The organism is Microbulbifer pacificus (assembly GCF_002959965.1).
GTDB lineage: Bacteria > Pseudomonadota > Gammaproteobacteria > Pseudomonadales > Cellvibrionaceae > Microbulbifer > Microbulbifer pacificus_A.
Genome location: NZ_PREV01000027.1, coordinates 614,045 through 636,638 on the forward strand (window position 1 = coordinate 614,045; position 22,594 = coordinate 636,638).

11 protein-coding genes are annotated in these 22,594 nt (G+C 52.5%); 8 read left to right on the forward strand and 3 right to left on the reverse strand.

Annotated features, from left to right (window positions below):
• The first annotated feature begins 80 nt into the window (after nt 1–80).
• Nucleotides 81–1,817: a gamma-glutamyltransferase gene (gene ggt, locus C3938_RS13360; protein WP_233998904.1), complete on the forward strand. Its 1,737-nt coding sequence runs from the start codon at nt 81–83 to the stop codon at nt 1,815–1,817.
• 39 nt (nt 1,818–1,856) lie between these two features.
• Nucleotides 1,857–4,502, forward strand: a complete 2,646-nt coding sequence (gene pepN / locus C3938_RS13365) for an aminopeptidase N (RefSeq protein ID WP_105103771.1) — start codon at nt 1,857–1,859, stop codon at nt 4,500–4,502.
• Nucleotides 4,503–4,574: 72 nt separating this feature from the next.
• Here the strand turns inward: pepN and C3938_RS13370 are convergent, their stop codons facing one another.
• Together C3938_RS13370 and C3938_RS13375 are read right to left on the reverse strand one after the other, a co-directional pair.
• The gene (locus C3938_RS13370; protein ID WP_158681695.1) at nt 4,575–5,165 is read right to left on the reverse strand and encodes a histidine phosphatase family protein; all 591 of its coding nucleotides are present in this window, start codon (nt 5,163–5,165) and stop codon (nt 4,575–4,577) included.
• Nucleotides 5,166–5,260: 95 nt separating this feature from the next.
• Nucleotides 5,261–6,883 (reverse strand): carboxylesterase/lipase family protein, encoded by a 1,623-nt coding sequence (locus tag C3938_RS13375; RefSeq protein WP_105103773.1) that lies wholly within the window; start codon nt 6,881–6,883, stop codon nt 5,261–5,263.
• A gap of 536 nt (nt 6,884–7,419) precedes the next feature.
• Between C3938_RS13375 and C3938_RS13380 the strand changes: the two genes are divergently transcribed.
• The 6 genes from C3938_RS13380 (at nt 7,420) to C3938_RS13405 (ending at nt 17,597) form a co-directional block, all read left to right on the forward strand.
• The gene (locus C3938_RS13380; protein ID WP_233998906.1) at nt 7,420–8,763 is read left to right on the forward strand and encodes an MDR family MFS transporter; all 1,344 of its coding nucleotides are present in this window, start codon (nt 7,420–7,422) and stop codon (nt 8,761–8,763) included.
• A 351-nt stretch (nt 8,764–9,114) separates the two neighbouring features.
• Complete coding sequence (locus C3938_RS18335) at nt 9,115–11,505, forward strand: BapA/Bap/LapF family prefix-like domain-containing protein (protein WP_158681696.1); 2,391 nt, start codon at nt 9,115–9,117, stop codon at nt 11,503–11,505.
• A gap of 162 nt (nt 11,506–11,667) precedes the next feature.
• Nucleotides 11,668–13,161 carry a TolC family outer membrane protein gene (locus C3938_RS13390; RefSeq protein WP_233998907.1) on the forward strand — a complete coding sequence of 498 codons (1,494 nt, stop codon included), beginning with the start codon at nt 11,668–11,670 and terminating at the stop codon, nt 13,159–13,161.
• A gap of 41 nt (nt 13,162–13,202) precedes the next feature.
• Nucleotides 13,203–15,386, forward strand: a complete 2,184-nt coding sequence (locus C3938_RS13395; RefSeq protein WP_199775608.1) for a type I secretion system permease/ATPase — start codon at nt 13,203–13,205, stop codon at nt 15,384–15,386.
• Nucleotides 15,386–16,666, forward strand: coding sequence for an HlyD family type I secretion periplasmic adaptor subunit (locus C3938_RS13400; RefSeq protein WP_105103775.1), 1,281 nt, complete (start codon nt 15,386–15,388; stop codon nt 16,664–16,666). The genes C3938_RS13395 and C3938_RS13400 overlap by 1 nt, the downstream gene beginning before the upstream one ends.
• A 13-nt stretch (nt 16,667–16,679) precedes the next feature.
• Nucleotides 16,680–17,597, forward strand: coding sequence for a transglutaminase-like domain-containing protein (locus C3938_RS13405; RefSeq protein WP_105103776.1), 918 nt, complete (start codon nt 16,680–16,682; stop codon nt 17,595–17,597).
• Between the two features lie 61 nt (nt 17,598–17,658).
• Here C3938_RS13405 and C3938_RS13410 read toward each other — a convergent pair whose 3' ends face one another.
• Nucleotides 17,659–22,476 carry a CapA family protein gene (locus tag C3938_RS13410; protein ID WP_105103777.1) on the reverse strand — a complete coding sequence of 1,606 codons (4,818 nt, stop codon included), beginning with the start codon at nt 22,474–22,476 and terminating at the stop codon, nt 17,659–17,661.
• Nucleotides 22,477–22,594 lie beyond the last annotated feature (118 nt).

The following is a 22,594-nucleotide window of genomic DNA, read 5'->3' on the forward strand; positions in this document are numbered from 1 at the left end:
GGCGCCCTTGAGTATTCGCGACTAAATGTAGAGACTTGCCTGTGAGAATAACGACAGGGGCAGAAATTGTGAAATTAGAAATGACAGTTTTGCGCAATAAGGCCAGATGGGCCGGAGGCGCTGTCGCAACGGTCGCGGTATCGCTGGTGGCAACCCTGTCGCTGGTCACCGGCGTTCAGGCCTATGACCGCATTAACGGTGAGGGGTTCGCCAGCCGGTCGCCGGTTCTGGCCACCCAGGGGATGGCGGCGACCAGCCAACCTCTGGCTACTCAGGTGGCGCTGGATATCCTTAAAATGGGCGGAACTGCTGTGGATGCAGCTATTGCCGCCAATGCGGTCCAGGGCCTGATGGAGCCGACCGGTAACGGTATTGGTGGCGATCTGTTCGCCATTGTCTGGAGTGCCAAAGACAAAAAGCTCCATGGACTGAACGCCAGCGGTCGTTCGCCAAAATCGCTGTCATTCCAGTATTTTGCCGACAATAATCTCGAAAAGATTCCATCTCATGGTCCTCTTCCCGTGTCGGTGCCTGGCGCCGTGGACGGCTGGTTTGAGCTGCATGAAAAATTCGGCCGGCTGCCGATGAAAGATTTGCTCGCTCCGGCAATCCAGTACGCCAATAACGGTTTTCCGGTTACCCAATTGGTAGCCTACTACTGGAACCGCTCCGTACCGCTGCTGGAAAAATACCCGGGGTTCCGTGAAACCTATATGCCCGGTGGTCGAGCGCCACGGGAAGGTGAGCTGTTTCGCAATCCCCGCCTGGCAAATACCCTGCAGGCAATAGCGGATGGTGGTCGTGACGCTTTCTATAAAGGGGATATCGCACGGAAAATCGATCGTTACATGAAAGCCAATGGCGGCTTTTTGTCCTACGAAGACCTCGCCGGCCACAAATCCGATTGGGTGGAACCGGTATCCACCAGTTACCGTGGCTACGATGTGTGGGAGTTGCCTCCCAATGGCCAGGGCATCGCTGCGCTGCAAATTCTGAATATTCTCGAGGGCTACGATCTGGCGAAAATGGGGCGTCTGAGTCCGGAGTACATTCACCTGTTCACGGAAGCGAAAAAACTTGCATTCGAAGATCGCGCGAAATACTACGCCGATCCGGCGTTCAATAAACTGCCGGTGAACGAGTTGATCTCGAAATCCTATGCGGAAAAACGCCGTAAGCTCATCAACCCTGACAAGGCCGCAAAGCGCTACGACGCGGGTACAGTGGCCCTGCGCCACGGCGATACCATCTACCTCACCACTGCAGACAAAGACGGGAATATGGTGTCACTGATCCAGAGCAACTACCGCGGAATGGGTTCAGGTATGACCCCCGGTGAACTGGGCTTCATTCTGCAGGATCGCGGAGAAATGTTCAGCCTGAAGGAGGGGCATTTCAATCAGTACCAGCCCGGTAAGCGTCCGTTCCACACCATTATCCCTGCGTTCGTCACCAAAGACGGCGAGCCCTGGCTGAGTTTCGGCGTCATGGGCGGTGCCACGCAACCTCAGATGCATGCACAGATCATCATTGATATGGTGGATTTTGGCCTGAATGTCCAGGAGGCGGGTGACGCGCCACGCATTCTGCACACGGGCTCCAGCCAGCCCACCGACGAGCTGATGACAGACGGCGGCTACCTCAGCCTGGAAGATGGCTTCCCCATGGAAACCCGCCGTGCGCTGGTGCAAATGGGGCATCAGATTCGCTTTGAAAGTGGCCCCTATGGCGGCTACCAGGCCATTATGAAGGACAAAAATGGCGTTTATCACGGAGCGTCCGAAAGCCGAAAGGACGGTCAGGCCGCCGGTTATTAAAGTGATACCGCGACCAATTTCTGAAAGAGACAGCAGTGCATGAAAGATTCCCAAGCGCGTACGATTTACCTGAAGGATTACAAGGCTCCGGACTATCTGGTGGACAGGACGAATCTAACCTTTGATCTCGATCCGCATGCCACGCTGGTGAGGTCTCACCTGAAAGTCCGGCGCAATCCTGCGGTAGCCCAGGACGGAGAAATTCTGCCGCCACTATGGCTGGATGGGGTCGATCTGGAACTTCTTTCCGTTTCTCTCGACGGTGAACTTCTCCCGGCTCAGCGTTATGAGGAAAAGCCGGGTGGCTTGTCACTCAAGGTTGATAGAAGCGAATTCGACCTGGAAGTTCAGACCCGTATAGCCCCAGAGGCGAATACGTCCCTCGAAGGGTTGTATCTCTCTAACGGCATGTATTGCACCCAGTGCGAGGCCGAGGGATTCCGCAAAATCACTTTTTACCCCGACCGCCCTGACGTAATGTCGGTATTTACGACCACCATCATTGCGCCCCCCAGCTATCCGGTGCTGTTGTCCAATGGTAACAAGGTTGATAGCGGCACTACGGAAGACGGCCGCCTGAGGGTGACTTGGGAAGATCCTTTCGCCAAACCATCCTATCTGTTTGCTCTGGTGGGAGGGGATCTGCAGCATGTGGAAGACAGCTTTATCACCAGCAGTGGCCGTAAAGTAAAATTGCAGCTGTTTACCGAGGCCCGCAATATTGGCAAGTGTGCGCACGCCATGACATCGCTCAAGCGCTCCATGCGCTGGGATGAAGAGGTCTACGGTCGTGAATACGATCTGGATATCTTCATGATCGTGGCGGTGGACCATTTCAACATGGGCGCCATGGAAAACAAGGGTCTGAACATCTTTAACTCGGCCTGTGTTCTCGCCAGCCCGGAGACGGCCACCGATGCCGCGTTCCAGCGTATCGAATCCATCGTTGCCCACGAATACTTCCACAATTGGTCTGGCAACCGGGTGACCTGCCGGGACTGGTTCCAGCTGAGCCTGAAAGAGGGCTTTACGGTATTTCGTGATGCGGAATTTTCTGCGGATATGAACTCGCGGGCGGTCAAGCGGATTGAGGATGTCATTCTGCTGCGAACTTCACAATTTGCCGAAGATGCCGGCCCCATGTCTCACCCGGTACGGCCGGATTCGTATATGGAAATTTCCAATTTCTATACCCTTACCGTGTACGAAAAAGGGGCTGAAGTGGTGCGGATGATCCACACCATCCTGGGGCCGGAAGCCTTCCGTCGAGGCAGTGATCTCTATTTCAAACGCCATGACGGCTGCGCGGTAACCTGTGAAGATTTTGTCAAGGCCATGGAGGATGCCAGCGGCGCGGACCTGACACAGTTCCGCCGCTGGTACAGTCAGGCGGGGACGCCAGTGCTCGACGTAGAAGATGCCTTCGATGAGGAAAAAGGAGAATATTTTCTCACTATTCGGCAGCATACGCCGGATACTCCCGGGCAGAAGGATAAACTGCCCCTGCACATTCCGGTAACCATGGGATTACTTGGCGAAGATGGCACTCCGCAGCCGATCGATGCAAACGGGGAGGTGGAAATGGTACTGCATCTTACCGAAGCCTCTCAGACCTTCACCTTCAGCGGTATTGCCTCTCGCCCTGTACCCTCACTGCTGCGGGGATTTTCCGCACCGGTCAGACTGCACTATGACTATTCCAGCACGCAACTGCAGTTCCTGATGCAGCATGACACCGACCCGTTCAACCGCTGGGACGCCTGTCAGCGTCTGGCTCTGAACAGCCTGCAGGTTTTACAGCAACAGTACCGTGCTGGTGAAACACTGCAGGTGCCGGAAACCCTGATCGACGGTTACGCCGCGGTGCTCGACGATGAGACTCTGGATCCGGCCCTGGTAGCAAAAATGCTGACGCTGCCCAGTGCGCAGGAACTGGCGGAGCAAGAGGGAAAAATAGACGCGGCCGCGATCATTGCCGCGCGCACGTTTCTCCGTGATGCTGTTGCAACAGCGCTGGGGGAGCGGTTCCTCGCTCGCTACCACGCTCTGGAAACGTGTCGCCCCTATACTCCCAGCGCCGCAGATATCGCGGAGCGCAGTTTGAAAAATACCTGCCTCGCTTATCTTTGCGCCTCGGGAAATGAAGATGCGCTGATGCTGGCAAAAGCACAGTTTGATCGCGGGGAAAACATGACCGACACTGCCGCGTCGCTCGCCACGCTGGTGGAGTTCGGCCCACGGGAACGGGCGGAGCTGGTTCTTGAAGCTTTTTATCAACAGTGGCAGCAGGATACCCAGGTGGTGGAAATCTGGTTCGGATTACAGAGCGGCAGTCCAACATTTGGTACCCTCGAACGCGTGCAGAAGTTGATGGAGCACCCGGCTTTTGAAATGAAAAATCCCAACAAGGTGCGTGCCGTCATTGCCGGGTTCGCCATGCGCAACTTCACCCAGTTCCACCGGGAAGATGGCCAGGGCTACCGTTTCCTTGCCGATCAGGTCATCGCCCTGGATAAACTCAACCCGCAGATTGCCGCACGTCTGGTTACGCCGCTGACCCGTTGGAAAAAATACCGCGAGCAGGAGTCCCGCCAGATTCATTCTGCTTTGCTGCGGATTTCCGATAGCGGAACCCTTTCTCGGGATCTGTATGAGGTGGTCAGTAAAAGTCTCGATCAGAGTTGATTGCCGCGGGCGGGATTGACGCAATTATTCGCGGAAGTGGTTACGGGCGGGCCCGCTGGGCCCTGCCTCGTATTATTGGATCAGGTTATCGGAGCTCTTTTCCTGCCCGAGTTCCTTCACTATCAATTTGCCTTCATTGAGAGCCAGGCGAGTCTGCGAAGCGTAGTCCGGGTGAAATTGAGCGACCTGAAGGTCATGGCGAATGGCCGCTACAACGGAATTGATCACCATAAAATGGCAGAATACCAGTGTAGTGTGGAATGGCTCTCTCTCTGCGGATGAGTAGAGTTGTCGTAGTCGATCGGTAATGCCTTTACGCCACTGAACCTGTGTGGGCGTAAGGGAGTCCCACTGACTGTTGAGCAGATTGCGAATCCACCGGCTCCGTTCCTTCAGCGGCATGCCCTGTGGGGAAGGAATCTCAATGACACTCGGGTCTTCGACTATCTGTGTTTTCCAGCGCGTTGCAATGGGAACAGCTGTCTGTATGGCGCGCGCTTTCGGACTGCTGATCAGACGTACACCCACTCCATCCTGAAACTCCCTGACCAACCTGTCCGCCAGTGCCTCCGCCTGTTGCTGGCCACGTTCGGTGAGGCCGGGGTCGGCGTCGGTGGAGGACTTGGCGGCTTCGCCATGACGAATCAATAGTATCTGGTGCAAATCATCGGTCTCATATGGTGGCCTGAGGGCCCTAAGTCCTTTCTCGTTTATCGGGCAGCAGGTCGAAACGCGGACGAATCACCGACAACCCGAATTCAGAGAAGGCCATTCAGATTCGAATCATCCAGGATTTTCCATACCTGTTGCAAGGCATCGGTATCCATAGCGGCTACTTCCTGATTGCCGAAATACCGGCTACGCCCGTGCTCGAAGTCGGGCCAGTTGTCTCCGGGATCTCCGGTTTCGGCAAAATTCAGCCAGGCGTTGCGCATGGAGTCACTGAGAATATGTGCATCTGTTTCTCCCCCGTACAGGTGCTGCAACGAGGGATCTCCATGAGTACCAAATACGTAACCCAGTTCGGAGGCGTGGCAGGCACCGAGCATCGGTTGGGTACTTAGGGGTTGTGCAAAGTGATAGTGAAAGCGTTTCCCCTGGTGTGCCTGAAGTAGGCGCAGGCCGGGTACAGTGAAAATCATATCAGTGAGCAAAAGGTTCCAGACTCTGCTCCATAAAGGCCATGGATTTTCCGCCAGCGACTCCGCCTGCCGACGGTAGTGGTCCAATAATGGCTGAATCCGATCTTTTGAAAGAAACCGCTGCAGATGACTGCGGATCTGTTGTTCGTCAAGGCTTAGGGACTCCGGTCGTGCTGCGCTGAACAGATTCCACTCGTCGCGATTACTACCCACCATCATGACGACATCGGCGCCAGCACCACTGCGCACGGCATCCAGGGGGGGGCGGGTAATCAGTTCTCCATCCAGTACGGGTTTGAAAGGGAGGTGTCCCCAGCGACGTTCCGTTTCCGGATCATTTAGTAATATTTCCTGGGCACTGAGCAGCTCCCGGGTTGTTGGCGTTTGCTTAAGCGGCTTACCGTTACGCAGAGTGTATAAAATTTCACAAAACCTTTCGGCCATTGCCGTGGCATTTTCCACCCGGCTGTAGACGGCGGGGTTACCGCTTTGCACAATGGCTTTATGAAAGAGACGGCCGCTGAAGAACTCTTTGTTCTCATCGTGTGCGGAAAACAGACTGGCAATGCTCATAGCCCCCGCCGATTCACCGAACAGGGTGATATTGTTTGGATCACCGCCAAACGCCTCTATATTCTTTTTGATCCAGCGAAGTGCAGCGATCTGGTCGAGAATACCCTCATTGCCGGTGGCCGGTATGTCGGTGAACTCGCTGAGTCTCAGAAATCCCAGTGCACCGAGTCTGTAATTGATCGTTACCACGATGGCTCGTCCGCTACCGGCGAGATGCTGGCCGTCGTACAGCACCTGGCATCCTGACCCGAGATAGAAGGAGCCGCCATGAATCCAAACCATGACGGGCAGCCGTGAGTGCGCGTGGCAAAGCGGGGCATGGATGTTGAGATAGAGGCAGTCTTCATTTTCCGGCGCCTCCCCGTGCGGCCCCCGGATCTCGAACAAATGGTTGGGATTCTGTGGTGCGGGCATGGCGAAGTGTGTGGCTTGCCGTATGTGATCCCAGGGGGGCATGGGCATGGGAGGGCGCCAGCGCAATGGCCCGACGGGAGGGGCTGCGTAGGGAATGCCCAGAAATTGTCTTATGGCCCCGTGCTGGGCGGCATTGGCGCCTTTGTTAAATTTGGTGATTTTGCCTTTCAAACATCCGCAGTCTGTTTCAACACACAGAGCCGCCTCGCGGAGGTTGAGTTTAGCGATGTCTGGCTTTTTGGGATGGGACATGGGGTACAGCTTCCTATTCACTGGTATTCAGAGAGGAACAGTACAGAGGCAATCTCTCACTGGAATCACGATTCAGTATAGAAGCCGTCATATAACGATGTTTTCCGCATGGCTTTCATGACCGTTTTGTTTCCATGAACAAAAATACGATAAACCAGGAAATAGCTGTTGCGCTGATTATCAGGTCGGATATGATGGATACCTTCTTTTCTACTGGTGAGCAGATGGCTGCCGGAACAGTGGAAGAACCTTCACGATTGATACAGGAGCTATTCGGGAATTACCGGATACAAATGCAAATGAATTTTCCAAAGTTGCGTACCCATTTCTCAGTTAGTCGATGGCAGTGTGTACTGTCCGCGCTAACTGCCAGTGCGCGCTCCTGTATCTCTTACTCTTCTATATCCGCTATTCCAGCAGATAAGCTGACGGTACACCTGCGTAAGCACCTGAATATTTCCATGGTGTGCTCCGCGGTATCCGTACGAGTGCGCAGCATGATTACCTGACAGATTACTGAATGAGTGTTCTGGAGGGTGTCATCAAGACCCTCCAGGAAAAACCCGGAAGGTCTTGCCTCCGGGTTTTTTTTTGCCGTCAATTTGGGAGAAATCGGCATGGACAGGCAGTGGTGGCAATCACTTTACGGCTTACCGCCTTTAATATGGATTGTTCTGATTGGCAGTTTTTTTGGCCGTGGAACCTACTTTATGGTGTGGCCGTTCCTGGCAATTCTTCTGCATGAAAAATTCGCGCTGACTCCGACGAGCATCGGTCTGATACTCAGTGTTTCCGCCATGGCCGCAACCGTGCTCGGCTTCTATGTGGGTACATTGTCTGACCGCTATGGTCGGCGCAACCTTCTCATATTGGGAACTGCGATCAATACGTTTGCCTTTGCGCTGTTGGCGTTGGCGGAGTCATTGTCGACTTTTGTTCTTTCCATCGCACTTTGCTCTATTGGCCGTGCGATTTGGGAGGCACCGGCCAGCGCATTGTTTGGTGATCTGATTCCTGAAAAGCAGAGCCGTGAACTGGCGCTGCAGTTCCGCTACTTCCTGATCAATGTGGGGGCGGCGCTTGGGCCAGTTGTCGGTGTCTGGGCAGGTATTAGTGCACAGCAGACTACTTTCGGTTTGACGTCAGCGAGTTACTTTTTCCTGTGTCTCGGATTTGTCTGGGCATTCAGCTATACGGACTCCGGACTGATGGCACGACGGAAAAAAGATCCCTCGACGAATTTCCGCGCCACTTTAAGGGTTCTGCGGGCGGATAAGGCTTTCCTTATCGTTGTGCTCGCCAATATCCTCACGCTTTTCATTTACGCGCACATGGATTCCAGCCTGGTGCAGTATCTCACGCAGAGTAACGCTCCGGGTCTGATACCGCTGATATCCAGCATGATTCTGGTCAATGCCCTGACCATCATTCTTCTGCAGTTTCCACTGTTGAAATTGATGGCGGAACTGAGTGTCAATCATCGAGTCATTGTGGGAATTTTGATTCTTGCCGCAGGGCAGGTTTGGTTCGCAATCAATCCGGTTTACTGGTTCTACGGTTGGTTGGGAGCAACATTCGTTGTAAGTGTGGCGGAGACAATTTTATTTCCGACAATGAGTATCCAGGTAGATCGAATGGCTCCCGATCATTTGAGAGGCAGTTATTTCGGCGCTACGTCGTTCTATACGCTGGGGTGGTCGAGCGCGCCGTTGGTCGGTGGTATTGTGATTGAATGGTTGGGGGGGCCGACTTTGTACCTCACTACCTTCTGTCTCTGCGGTTTGGTTTTGTACCTTTATTTTCTGAGCAATCGTTTTTTGATTGGGGACGAAAAATATACCAAGCCGCCAATTTCTTCGGAAAATCCTACGACAATCTAACCTTCTCCAGTGCGACCACGCCGGATCGGTATTGCGACAATTGTTCCGTTTTGGCGTGGTATATATTTCACTGACGTCCCGTTGCACCGCTATCAGCTTCTGAGTTGCGTAAACTGTGATCAGTGTCTGAGTTTTTGTCGCAAGTTAACGCCTGCGCCTTATATTCAATGAGCGGTAACTCCTTCCCTGACTTGAAATAAATGAATAACTCAGCCATACCAAATAAGTAGTGTTTAAAATTTGCGCGCATTGTATGGTTTTTGCTCGATCATAATTTCTGACGTCGAGTATGAGTGCGCCAAAGTGAGTCAGGGCTTCATCAGTGGATGATGGAAAACAAAGGTATGCAGGATGCAAACGCAGGTAGTTGATAAGTCCAGCGGCACCCTGAGTTCGTTTGAAACCGCGAACGTGGTTTTAAGCTCTCCGGGCTTTGTCAAATTAGGGTTGTCTCAGGAAGATATTGTGTCTTTCTCCAGGTCTGGCACAGATCTGATCATTCAGTTGGCGTCGGGTGAAGTCATTACCATAGAGAACTTCTACCTGGCGGATACGAACAGCTTGGAAAGCGATCTTTTTCTGGAAGACCCTGAGACCGGTGCCGTCCTGCTGGCACAGAAAGGTGCCGACGGATCTATTTTCTCCTTGGCTCAGGTAAGCTCCGGCGCGGATCTGGCTGGAGTCATTCCGCCGACTGGTGAGGTTGTTTGTCCGTGGGTGTGGGCGGGACTGGCAGCCCTGGGTATTATCGGTATCGCACATGCGACCGACGATGATGACTCGAACCCCACATTCACAATCGTAGAACCACCGCCCGTTCCCCAACCACCGCCCCCCCCATCTGCGCCACCGCCCGTTATCAATCCCGGATCCTTTCCCGGTGGAAATACACCGCCGCCTGTCGGAGAAGAGCCTCCTCCTGCTCCCACACCATCGGACGGGGATGCGGATGCAGATTCGGACGCCGATGCTGATGCTGATGCGGACGCTGATGCTGATGCGGACGCTGATGCCGATGCGGATGCTGATGCGGACGCTGACGCTGACGCTGACGCTGACGCGGATGCCGATGCGGATGCCGACGCCGATGCGGATGCAGACGCCGATGCGGATGCCGACGCCGATGCGGACGCTGACGCGGATGCCGATGCCGATGCCGATGCCGATGCGGACGCGGATGCCGATGCCGATGCGGACGCTGACGCGGATGCCGATGCGGATGCTGACGCGGATGCCGATGCCGATGCCGATGCCGATGCAGACGCCGATGCCGATGCCGACGCTGACGCGGATGCCGATGCCGATGCCGATGCTGATGCTGACGCTGACGCGGATGCCGATGCCGATGCCGATGCCGATGCCGATGCTGACGCGGATGCCGATGCAGACGCCGACGCCGACGCCGATTGCGACAAACCCTGCCATCACATTTGCGATATCAATGTCGATGTGGATGTGGATATTGACTTCGAGTGTGATGCAGATGCGGACTCGGATGCAGACGCCGATGCAGACGCGGATGCCGATAGCGACTGGCACTTCAGCTACGAACTGGATCTTCACGGCTTTGACATCGACATCGATATAGATATCGACGTTGAGAAAATGAAGACGGTGGGGCATGACGACTGTCACAATGAGTGCAGTCTTGATATCGATGTCGACATCGATATAGATATTGAGTGCGACAAGCCGGATATCACGCCGGATGATGATGATGCAGATGCGGACTCAGATGCAGACGCCGATGCAGACGCCGATGCAGACGCCGATGCAGACGCCGATGCAGACGCCGATGCAGACGCCGATGCAGACGCCGATGCAGACGCCGATGCCGATGCCGATGCCGATGCCGATGCCGATGCCGATGCCGATGCCGATGCAGACGCCGATGCCGATGCCGATGCCGACGCCGATGCCGACGCCGATGCCGACGCCGATGCCGATGCAGACGCCGATGCAGACGCCGATGCAGACGCCGATTCCGATTCCGATTCTGACATGGAGCTGCCAAATGGTATCTCCTATGTCGCGTTCAGATTGCAAAATGGCCAGGTCGTCAAAGTCGAATATGGCGAGGATGACGATATTAAAGATCCATCCCATCCCGAAACTCTCTTCGACTGTGTTGAAGATGAATTTGGATCCCCTGTGGTGGAATACATCATCAAGGCAGGTAACAACCACTACGATGAGGATGGAAATTTAGTTTCGCCACTCGATGTCATGCTGGGATGGCCTACCAATCCGGCGGGCAATGTGGGGGGGGCGACTGTTCCTGTAATCTCCCTGGACGAGCTGTGTGATGATGAGGAATCCATGGCGCTAACCAATGAAGAGTCACCGGAGTCACTGGCTCTGGTTGATTCTGAGCAGGATGCCACTCCGGAATCCGGCCATGCTCACTCAGAAGTAATGGAGAGTATGCTGGAGAGCAGTCTGGAGTTACTGCTCGAAAAAGCCATTGAGGTGGCGTTGGCCAAACTCGTTGCTGATGATCATTGCGAATGTTCTGACTCGCCACACCATGATGATGGATCGTTACTTTCACTGAAAGATCTACTGGATGATTTCTTTGAAAGTGACCATCTCTCTCAATTGGGCTTCGAAACGTTGGTCGGCGGTATCCATGGAACAAACATCGATGCAATGAGCCCGCTGGAAACGCTGGAGATGATGCCGATGGATATGGATGATCCTGTCAATGTTATGTGGTCGCAATACACTCAATACGACCTGTAGATCCTTCGTCGAAATTCCGCACTGAAGATTTGTGCGCCTAAGGCACCGGGCCAAAAACCCGGTGCTTTTTTTTGGACTAGACTTGCATGTGGTAAACCGAGAAAACCGGCCGCCACGTTCCGAGTTTTCGGTGCTATACGGCGACAATAAAAGTGAATAACAGTGATCTCAGAACACGCGAAACGTAAATCATGTAAGGTCGAACGCGGTAATTTCCGCCAGACATTCATAGAAACCCCTTCAGTATCCGCACTACTTTTCCTCGTTGTATCTGCCGCCTACATTCCAGTGCTGGCTGCCAGTCAGGACGAGGCACTTCAGACCATAAACCCGTCACAACTTTACGGTGAAGGGTCAGAGCAATCACTGTTTGCCGCACAATCTCTCAATCCCGCGGTTACCATGAGTGCGAGTATTCTGGAGGTAGGCTTGGAGGATGCTGTTAAGAGGGCCGTTGGTTGGCATCCATCAATCGGGGAGTCCGTAAGCGAGCTTTACCAGCAACAGCAGAATATTCGTGCCGCCCGCGCGGGCTATTTCCCTCAGCTCAGCATCGGTGTCGTGGGAGGATACGAGAGTGAATACGATGGTGACGGGGATGGTCACGCTGTACAGCTTTACCTCTCGCAGGTCTTGTATGATTTTGGAAAGATCTCCAGCGAAGTAGATGCTGCGACTGCAGGTGCACAGGTCTCTCAGGCTCGAGTCCTGCAGCAGGTCGATCTTATTGGAAGAGACACGGCTCAGGCGGCTATCGAGGTTCAGAGGTACCAGGCGCTGCTTTCGTCTGCGGAAGAACAGATACAGGGAGTTTCCGCCATATCGAGACTCGTAAGTCTCCGGAATGAGCGCGGTGCGAGTTCTCGCTCCGATGTACTGCAGGCGCAGTCTCGCATTGAATCTGCAAGAGCGACGCGGCAACAGCTCCTGGCGCAGTTGAATCGGTGGAAGGGTGTGCTACAGAACCTGATGGGAGTAGAGCAGCCAATAGCACTGACCATGAGGATACCCGAAACAGTGGTGCGTGGCTGCCAGGTTGATCCTGTGCAGGCTAGTTACGCTCCCGCTGTGTTACTGGCTGAGGCACAGCGTGCCGAGGCGGTAGCTCAACTAAAAGAGGCCAAAGCCCAGTCGTGGCCTACGCTCTCACTGGATGGGAGTGTTAATAGTTATCTGGATCAGGAGTATGTGGATGCGAATGCTCTGAATAACCACGAGAATGCGGTATTCCTGAACCTGTCTATGCCGATCTATCAAGGGGGAAGGATTTTCGCGAATCGGGACGCGGCGGGTTTCGCTCTGCGCTCCGCGGAAGCGGCCAAAGATAATGCACGACTGAGTGCGGTGCGAGATCTGCGTATATCACAGAATCAGAGTGATGGTCTGGAAAAAAGCCTATCGATATTGGATGCGCGCCTGCGTGCGATATCCGAAACACGTGATTTGTATCGACAGCAATATTCTTCCCTTGGAACCAGAACCTTGGTAGAACTTCTTAATTCTGAGCAGGAGCTTTATCAGGCGAGAATCGAAAAGAATAACACAGAGTATGATCTCAATAAACTAAGAGTGGACTGCCTGTACTCTGTTGGAGAAATTAGGAACGCCTTCAATTTACAAGATAGGCCAATTCAGGGTGTGAAGGTGCTTCCGTAAGCTGCGGGATTTGTATCCAGATTTTTAAGCAGGAGATGAATATGGGCGAATCCGGGAATGAGAAAACAGATTTCTCTCAATGGATGGAAGCTGTAGTCTGCGTTGCGAAGCATTATCGTCTTGAATTTTCTGAGGAAAATATTCGAATTGCATCGAAGTGGGGTCAGGAGGAAACGATAGAAAACGTGGTGAGAAGTATGGCTCGCCAGGCTGGAATGGTTGTTAAGTTTTCTGAGTTTGATACGTCTATGTTGAGTCCGTGGAGATTGCCGCTGGTTTTCCAACTCAAGGACGGTCAAATCGGTGTTATAGAAACCATAGATGCCGAAGGTAATCTTTCAGTAAGTTTCAGTGGCGACAAAGGCGCATCATCTACTGTAAAGTCAGAATTTATTGTGGGGCATATTCTCTCGGTTGTAGTTCTGAGGCCGGCTAACAATGTGGCGGACGTTCGGGTCGATGAGTATGTTAAGCCTCAGGAGAAGCACTGGTTCAGGTCCATTATTCTGAGAGACCTGAAACCTTATGCTCATGTTATGGTTGCTACTACTGTAGCAAACATACTTGCGCTGGCCGGAATTCTGTTTTCCAAGCAGGTGTATGACAGGGTAATACCCGCTGAATCCACTCCGACCCTATATGTGCTATTCAGTGGTGTAATGATCGCGATTGTTTTTGATTTCATCATGCGGGTTAATCGCATCCGTATTACTGATGTTCTTGGAAAGCGGGCAGATATACGAGTTTCTGATCTGGTTTATGGTCATGCCGTTCGGCTGCGTAACAGCGCTCGACCGAAATCCACCGGGGCCTTTATTTCGCAGATTCGCGAGTTGGAGAAAGTCCGGGAGATGGTGACCTCCACCACCATTCTCGCCATGGCGGACATGCCATTTTTTATTTTGTTCCTAGGTTTCATGTGGTACGTGGCAGGACCACTGGCACTGGTTCCTTTGTGTGCTTTAGTACTACTTATTGTTCCCGGCGTTCTTGCGCAGGGGAGACTCGCTCAGCTCGCTGGGGAATCCATTCGCGAGTCATCGTTGCGTAACGCCATGTTGGTAGAAACAGTTCAAGGGATGGAGGACATTAAGGGACTTCAAGCAGAGCAGCGCTTTCAGCAGCAATGGAACCATTACAACGCGGTCACCGCAGAATCCAATTTGCGATTACGCGCACTGATTGGAAACCTGGTTACCTGGACTCACAATGTTCAATCATCTGTCTTTGCGGTGATTGTGCTATTTGGCGCACCTATGGTGATGGCTGGTGACATGACCACTGGCTCGTTGGTTGCGGCTTCTATTCTCGGGTCGCGGATGATGGCTCCGATGTCACAGATTACGCAGGTTCTCAGTCGTTGGCAGCAGGCGAAATATGCTCTGAGAGGGTTGGACCAGATAATGCGGCTGCCCGTGGATCACCCGGAGGGAAGCAAGCGGGTACATCTCTCTTCGATTCGCGGGAATTTTGGGATGCGTCAGGCCAGCTTCAAATATGGAGCTGATTGCAGTGTGCCGGCATTGAATGTTGCTTCCCTGAAAATTCGTGCGGGTGAAAGAGTTGGTGTTCTGGGGCGAAATGGCGCAGGTAAATCCACATTGCTACAGGCGTTGTCTGGAATGCTGGAACCGAGTAATGGTGAGGTAACTCTCGAAGGGGTGAGTCTTGAGCATATTGACCCATCTGATACTCGTCGTGACATTGGTCTCCTTACTCAAAATTCCAATCTTTTTCATGGCACCTTGCGGGAGAATGTAACACTGGGCATGCCCGGAGCAAATGATAGCGAGCTGATGGCTGCTCTGGATATGGCAGGCGCGCTGGAATTTATACGCAAGCTTCCCAAGGGGTTGGATCATGTTGTATTGGAAGGCGGTCTCGGACTTTCAGGTGGGCAGCGTCAGTCATTACTCCTCGCACGCTTGTTTATCCGAAACCCCAGTGTGGTTCTGTTGGATGAGCCAACTGCATCTCTGGATGATATGACAGAAAAAAGGTTCATCACAAAATTGCTCCGATGGATTGAGGGGCGTACTCTGATTTTGGCTACGCATCGAAGCAGTACGTTACAGTTGGTTGATCGAATACTGGTAGTTGATGGCGGGCAGATAATTCTTGATGAGCCGAAATCAGTCGCGCTTCAGAAGCTCTCTCAGGTTCATGCGCGCGGGGTGAATCCACGGGATTCTGATAAAATGCTGAGTAGAGAACAGGTGAATTGATGTCCAGTGAAATTCCCTCACCCAGTAACCATAAATCCGCCATCAGCCGCAGGGATGAATCACCGGGCGTTGCCGCAAATATTGCTCTTTTAGAAGCGGATTTTCACAATGCTGGTTCACATTACAGCCAGGAGTCCGACGAGGCGAAATTATCACATTCCGGTCGAGTGGTCTGGTTATTCTTTCTAATGTTGAGCTGTTTCATTGGCTGGTCCTACTTTGCCAATGTAGATGAGGTGTCCAAAGGAGAGGGAAAAGTTATTCCAACATCCAGAGCGCAGGTAATACAGTCTCTGGAGGGGGGAATACTGGCCCGTCTTGACGTGAAGGAGGGAGACATCGTCGAGCAAGGGCAAATACTTGCGCAGCTGGATCCTACAAAAATTCGATCGAATGTCGAGGAAAGCGAGGCTAGATACCGCGCGGCGCTTGCTAGCGCCGCGCGTTTAAGCGCTGAAGTCAACGGTACAGATCTCGCATTTCCGGAGGCTCTGGCTGGGCATCCCGAACTTATTGCAAAAGAGAAGAAGCTCTATCAGACACGTCAGAGAAGTTTGCAAGATTCTCTAAGCAGCCTCCGCGAATCACGGGCACTAATTCAGAGTGAACTTTCTATCACCCGCGATCTGGTAAAATCTGGCGCGGCGAGCAATGTCGAAGTTCTTCGGTTAAGCCGACAGAAATCGGAGCTCGATCTTAAGATAAAAGATGTGCAGTCCGAATACATGGTGCGCGCTCGCGAGGAACTGGCGAGTGTTAGTGCAGAAGTGGATGCGCTTTCTTCCGTTATTGAAGGGCGATCGGATTCCCTCACCAGACTTACCCTGAAATCTCCGGTACGCGGAATCGTCAAGGATATTGAAGTTACTACCATTGGAGGGGTGATACCACCTAATGGACGTCTGATGGAAATTGTTCCTCTCGACGACCGTCTTTTGATCGAGGCGAAAATTTCCCCAAGGGACATCGCCTTCATTCATCCGGGACAGGACGCCAAAGTAAAAATTACTGCATATGATTTCAGTGTATACGGTGGTCTTGATGGAAAGGTAACGACAATATCTCCCGATACAATCCAGGATGAAACCAAACCCGGTGAATATTACTACCACGTGCTGATACTTACGGATTCCGATGCTCTAATCAATCGCGCTGGTGTGGAATTTCCTATTGTTCCGGGAATGGTGGCAACCGTAGATGTAAAAACTGGATCGAAGACGATATTTGATTACCTGGTCAAACCGTTTAACCAGGCGGGAGAAGCATTGCGCGAACGTTGACCGACGGATATATATGATTCGCAATATTGGCATTTTACTTTTTGGTATTTTTCTGGCTGGAAATCTACCTGCAGAAACGGTTGGATCTGGTCAGAAAGTCACATTGATCGCCGAGATTCAGATTGTCAACAAGAGCAACCTCCCTATTTCGGGATATGTACATAGGATATCCATACCAGTTAATGGGCATTGGCAACAGGAGCTTCTCCAGATCCGTCACGATCCTGTCAAAAGCGCCATACGAAAGCCATTCAAAGATACCGCTGGAGAATTTCTGGAGATAGTCTGGGATATTCCCGCGAATGCACAATCTGTCAGAAAAGTCTATTTCGAACTGCTGTTGCGAGATTTCCATTATCCCTCTCAAACTACGGAATGGAGTGAGCATCTCCGGCAGTCTGAGCCCCAGGAAAGTTATTTACAGCCTGCAAAATATATAGAGGCAGATTCTGTTGAGATCAGACGTTTGGCTCAACAGATAGAGCGGAGTTACTCTTCATCGGAGGGCAGACTGCGTGCAGCATATTTATTGCCTCAGCAAATAATCCAGTATCGACCCCAACCTAACAGGGGAGCACTGTACGCTGTGTCGGTGCGCCAAGGAGATTGTACTGAGTTTTCGGCACTGTTCGTTGCCCTCGCCAGAGCTATGGGCTATCCAGCTCGGATGACTTCAGAGTTCCATTTCCGCGAACGGAGGTCATTCGATCGCCCCAATCACCACGCGGCTGAGGTGTACCTAAACGAGCGATGGATCCCCGTGGATCCAAACTTGGCTCTGGATCCGTCTTCCGGTTACGGTTTTGGTTATGGAGGCCGGACAAAAGTTGTTCTTAATCGTAACTCTGTTTGGGTATGGTCTAATCGGTGGCCGAAAGGGTTCAATAAAAAAAATCAGGTTGAAGTGGACGTTCAATGGCATATCGAGTGAGATGATTTATGTGAAGTTCTGAAGTGCATGGTTTTGAGAAAATCGCCACTGTGTTTTCTGGTTACCCGTTAACCAGCTCCTTGTTCAAGAGATCTCGCAGCAGCTTGGGGATCTCTCCGAAATCCGAATCGCGTCTAGACCCTTTGACCAGAATAAGATCACTGGCTTTTATTTCCAATGCGAATGATCGTGCGAGCTCGCTGGCACTTGAATAGTGCGGGCCAAGAATTTCCGCCGGTAACTCTGTTCTAAGGTGCTTCATCTCCTCCCCGTGGGTGATCACATAGGAAACGCCGCTTTCCATAAGTGGTCTGGCCAGGCTGCGATGCAACACGGACGCCTGTTCACCCAAGTGAACGATACGCCCCAGTATCGCGATTTTTCTGTTGACTTCAGGCGGGGATGATTTTTCTAGTACTGAAAATGCATTTAACATCGAGGTCACTTCTGCATTCCAGCTGTCATCAATCATGGTCGCAAAACCGTTATTTACGGGAATTCGGGTCTGTTGGAGGTGACCATCGTCCGGCTGAAATGACTGAATCGACTGAATCGCCTCTTTCGCAGAATAGCCCATGGCGTAGGCGACGCTGATTGCGGCAACCGCGTTATATACCATTCCTGTGCTCGGGACGGGGATAGAAACGGTAAGGTGCTCACCGTTTATCTGCAACGTAACGTGACTACCTTGGTTATTGCCGGTGATATGCAGGATACGAATGTCGGCCTGGGCACTCGCCCCGAATACAACGATTCTTTTTGCGTGCTTGCTGGCTTCTTGTCGAATGTAGTCGAAATGCGCGAGATGCTCGCCAATGACGGCAATTGAGCGTCCTGTAAGGCCTGTGAAGATCCGAGACTTCCAGGTGGCGGTATCCATGGTGGTGCGAATACCCTGAGCGGTTTGAGAAACGCCGATTTCAGTGATAACCGCGACGGTGGGGTGTACTCGCTGGGTTATCGGGCCGTCGCGCATCCAGAGTGCACTCTGTGCAATTTCCAGTAGTGCTGCCTGATAATTGTTGTTGAGGCTGGCCAATGTGGTCGGTACACCAACACGGGAGTTGTAGTTTCCCAGACTCGTTAAGATGTTTCCCTTTTCCCTTAAAATCCCATTCAGCATCTTTAATGTCGACGATTTTCCGGCTGTACCAGTGATTGCAACGACATCCTTGCGAAACCGATTTCTCGCGGAAAATCCCAATTCCACAACAGCGCGAATCGGATCCTGTACTAGTAATACTGGAAGGTGTCCTGGCAGATCTTTCACGGGCTTGGATACCATTACTCCAGCTATTTGTCGTCCGGTACCACTGCCAAATGTATCGACAATTTTTTTTAGCTGGCGGTGCAGGTCCCAGTCGGAGTAATGTTTCGGTGATCTGTTTTCATGAAAGGCGCGATCACGACTACTATGTGCGACGAATAGTGTCGGTGCCTGGGACTGGTGAATAAAGCTTTTTCCTGACACAACACTGGCAACATACCACCCTGGAGGTGGTGCTACGAGCCAGGTTCCTCCGGTAACATCTTCCAATTGCTGAGCATTCCAGGTTTGGCCTGGTATTTCTCTGTAGACCGATGCAGGAAACTCTGAGCGATATATGGGGCGGCTGTGGGAGATTGCCGTGCGTGGCTGGCTTATTTGTAGTGGAAGTATTACAGGTACAACCCTGTCCGGTACGGGTATGGGTTTTATCTGGGTCTTTTCGCTGATGATTCCCACCTGTAACTGCAGAGGAATATTTTTCAGGTGTTTCGTAGCTGGTGGCCTCAGGCAGTAGTAGTCGCGATAAATGATACCGTGTTGCCAGCAGCTCGTTGGGACCTGCCAATCGCAGGGATCATGGTCCATCCCCTTTCCCCAGTAGGGTATTTCTGAATCATTAACAGGCACGGCGCGAATATTCAGGCGCAGATCCATGTCAATTGTCCCGGCGTATGATGGTGCAATTCGCCAGAATGTTTCGACATACAGCAACTGTCTGCGCTCGATCGCCTTTGGGTGATACTGGACTCCGATCAGTTGGAGCGGGCCGAAATCCATCGGTGGAATTTGTGCAGCTGATGGGACTTCAGCAACAGCCCAGCTCGGGTTGAGGGGGCGCTGTAAGCGATCCAGTAGGTCCATATTCACTGAAGGTTTCGCGGCTGGAGGGACTCGCTGGTACTTTCTAACCGGTGGATTCAATGCTATTTTTCCGCTGCCGTCGCCAAGAATCTGTAACTTCGTTCCAAATACGGCACACAATTTTTCAAACCGTCTGGTTACGCTATCTGCACTTTGACCGGATAACTGATGGCTGAAGCCGAACCCTACACCGATAGGGATAAATCGCACTTCCTCGACACCCCGGTAACTCAAGGCCAGCTGGAAGATGCCGCCATCCTTTAGACTCCTTTGTACGGAGTCAAACAACAGATCTCCCGCATCGTGAATTATGGGGCGTCCCTGGTAAATTTCGATACCTTGCAGTATGTGAGCGCTGGTTCCGAGAACCGCATCGGCACCAGCCTCAATAATCCGGTGCCCAACTGCAATTTCTGCACCACTGGGCTGTTCCTCCAGGTTGTCACCCCAGTGAACAGCCACAACCACTACATGAGCATATTTTCTCGCAGCGGCAATCCTGGGTTCCAGGACCTGTAACCACAGGTCTGGTTTCTGTATAGAAAGATGGGCGCATCCAGGTGTTCTTGGGCCCGCCGCAAAATGTTTTTGCGTAGCATCCAGAGAAAATATCGCGACGTTGAGCGCGCCGGCAGGACGGATCACTGGCTTCATAGCAGTGTCGAAGTCAAAGCCAGATCCTGTGTGACCAATCCCTACTGTATCCAGCCAGTATCCCTGCTCCAGAAGTGCTTGCTTGCCATAATCACCGCTGTGATTATTGGCTGTCGTCACTACATCAATACCGCTTTGATACAGCAGTTTGAGCATGCCAGGGCGCGCGCGATAGTAGTACGGGGCATGTTCGCCCTTGTCTGTACCCTGTTCGCCGGTGGTGGCAACAACGCACTCGAGGTTGACAACACTCAGATCTGCGTTATTCAGTGCCGGAATCTTTCCCAGGACTTCTTCTTCACCGAGTAAGGCCGTTCGGTAATGCTGGCGTCGCGCCAGATTGACATCGCCCCCCCAGGCGAGAATAGGTAGGGATGACGTATTTGCTGGAGCAAGGTCAAGGTGTTGAGTGTCTTTCTGAAACTCCGGCGGGCAACCACCAAGAAGAAGATACTTCCGGAAGGCAACAAATCCGGAAAGATAATGTTCAACATCATCAATGCGAACGCGAAAAGCGTGGTGGCGAATAAAAAAACTTCCCGATATTTTGGCGGGGTTGGAGAAATACATGGCATATTCCGGCCAGTAATATCCATTTAATAAATACATGGCCCGAGTATGGAGCGCCCGATAAAATTTGTGCAGGTCCAGTTGCCGGAGCAGATGTGCGTGTTCTTTATCGTGGCGCAGCCGCGTAACCATGCGTTCCGCGGCCATGATCAGTTCCAGTAGCGTGGGGAATGTAGTAATTCGTTCGATAATAAAATCCAGATGGCCGCTTACATTCTGGATACCAAACTGATAATAACGTGTTTCCGGACGATACAGCGTCAGCTCGTTGACACAGTAACTGAGCCAGTGATCGTGTGCCTGCCAGTGTTTGTTTGCAATGAAATATTCGAAGGCTTTTTCAACCAGGCTCAACCAGCGTTCATCTTTGGTATAACCGTACAGTCGCATCAGGCCGAACGCTGCTTCACCGTCGTAGTAGATGATGCGGAATTTCTCTTTCACGGTGAGTTCGGGATACTGCAACACATGCACAAACTTGCCACTGGTGTTGTCCTGCATAAATTGTATGCCCAGTGCGAGCTCCTCAAGCAGTTGGCAGTATTCCTTGGTGCCGGTGAGTTCACTGTACTTTACCAATGCGAGGAGACACACCGCATTGCCACCGAGCTTGATCTCTCCATTGCTTTCAACGAGAAAGGCGGCTTGCCGGCCCGAGGGAAGTTGAACTTTTTTTATCAGTTGCTCGGTGAGGTAGGCGAGCGCACGATCGATGGCGTGTTTGCTCTGTTCGTCACCGGTTACTTCCCAACCTTCCGTCAGGGCGTACGTCGAACTGGCGTGGCGCAGTGTATTGTATGTGCCGATGGGACGATCGAAGCAACAGTGCCAGCCGTACTCGAAGCGTCCGTTCTCAAGGACCTGGGAAGCAAGATACTGGCTGCTGGTGTTGATCAGATGATTAGTGGTGGCGTCGTCCAGTGTGTCGATAATGCGACGCCCGGCATTGCGACCCGGCCCATATAGCCGTTGAGGGGCAGTTTTGCGATCGAGGAATACCCCCTCGGTATGGAGTAGAGTGACCGGGCTGGTGTCGGCAAAGTCCAGTATCGTTTTACGGCCAAAGCGGCGGTCTGTATAAGCGCGGAAGTTACGCTTGTTGACGACGACATGCTCAATCTTGTTGCCACCGTAGAGCATGGCGTTGCCGTTCAGTTCCTGCTCCAGAAATGCGATATTCCATGTGTCGTCCAGTGCCAGGCCATAGCGGAAGTATCCGCGCTTGGTTTTCTCGAATCTCTGGTGCAACTGGCGCCAGTCCAGTGTTTCGCTTTTGGTGACCCAGTCGATGCGTAACCAGTGACCCGCCATTTTCGCACTGGAAAGCAGTCTGCGCGCCTGCGTGGCCAGTTGTAACCACAGCGTATCGAGATCCATCCCGCGCCCGTGGCATACCCGTGCCCGCTGTATTCCGTCGCTTACCGAGAAGAAGAGTGTGTAGGGTGGTGTGAGTTCCGATAACTCCTGTTCTATCGTGAGGCGTGCGCGGGAGAGCAATTCAGAGAGGGCATTGGACGCAGCCATGGCGCAGAAATTTCCTGTCGGTCGTTATTGTGACGGCGCAGGGAAGATGGGGTTTCTACGTTGTTACTCGGCGTTGGCGCGCGGTGAAAGGATCTTCCCTGGCAGATAAATCCGTATC

Coding starts and splice junctions, on each gene's coding strand:
- ggt (WP_233998904.1), top strand. CDS start 81: ATGACAGTTTTGCGCAATAAGGCCAGATGGGCCGGAGGCGCTGTCGCA.
- pepN (WP_105103771.1), top strand. CDS start 1,857: ATGAAAGATTCCCAAGCGCGTACGATTTACCTGAAGGATTACAAGGCT.
- C3938_RS13375 (WP_105103773.1), bottom strand. CDS start 6,883: ATGTCCCATCCCAAAAAGCCAGACATCGCTAAACTCAACCTCCGCGAG.
- C3938_RS18335 (WP_158681696.1), top strand. CDS start 9,115: ATGCAAACGCAGGTAGTTGATAAGTCCAGCGGCACCCTGAGTTCGTTT.
- C3938_RS13395 (WP_199775608.1), top strand. CDS start 13,203: ATGGGCGAATCCGGGAATGAGAAAACAGATTTCTCTCAATGGATGGAA.
- C3938_RS13400 (WP_105103775.1), top strand. CDS start 15,386: ATGTCCAGTGAAATTCCCTCACCCAGTAACCATAAATCCGCCATCAGC.
- C3938_RS13405 (WP_105103776.1), top strand. CDS start 16,680: ATGATTCGCAATATTGGCATTTTACTTTTTGGTATTTTTCTGGCTGGA.
- C3938_RS13410 (WP_105103777.1), bottom strand. CDS start 22,476: ATGGCTGCGTCCAATGCCCTCTCTGAATTGCTCTCCCGCGCACGCCTC.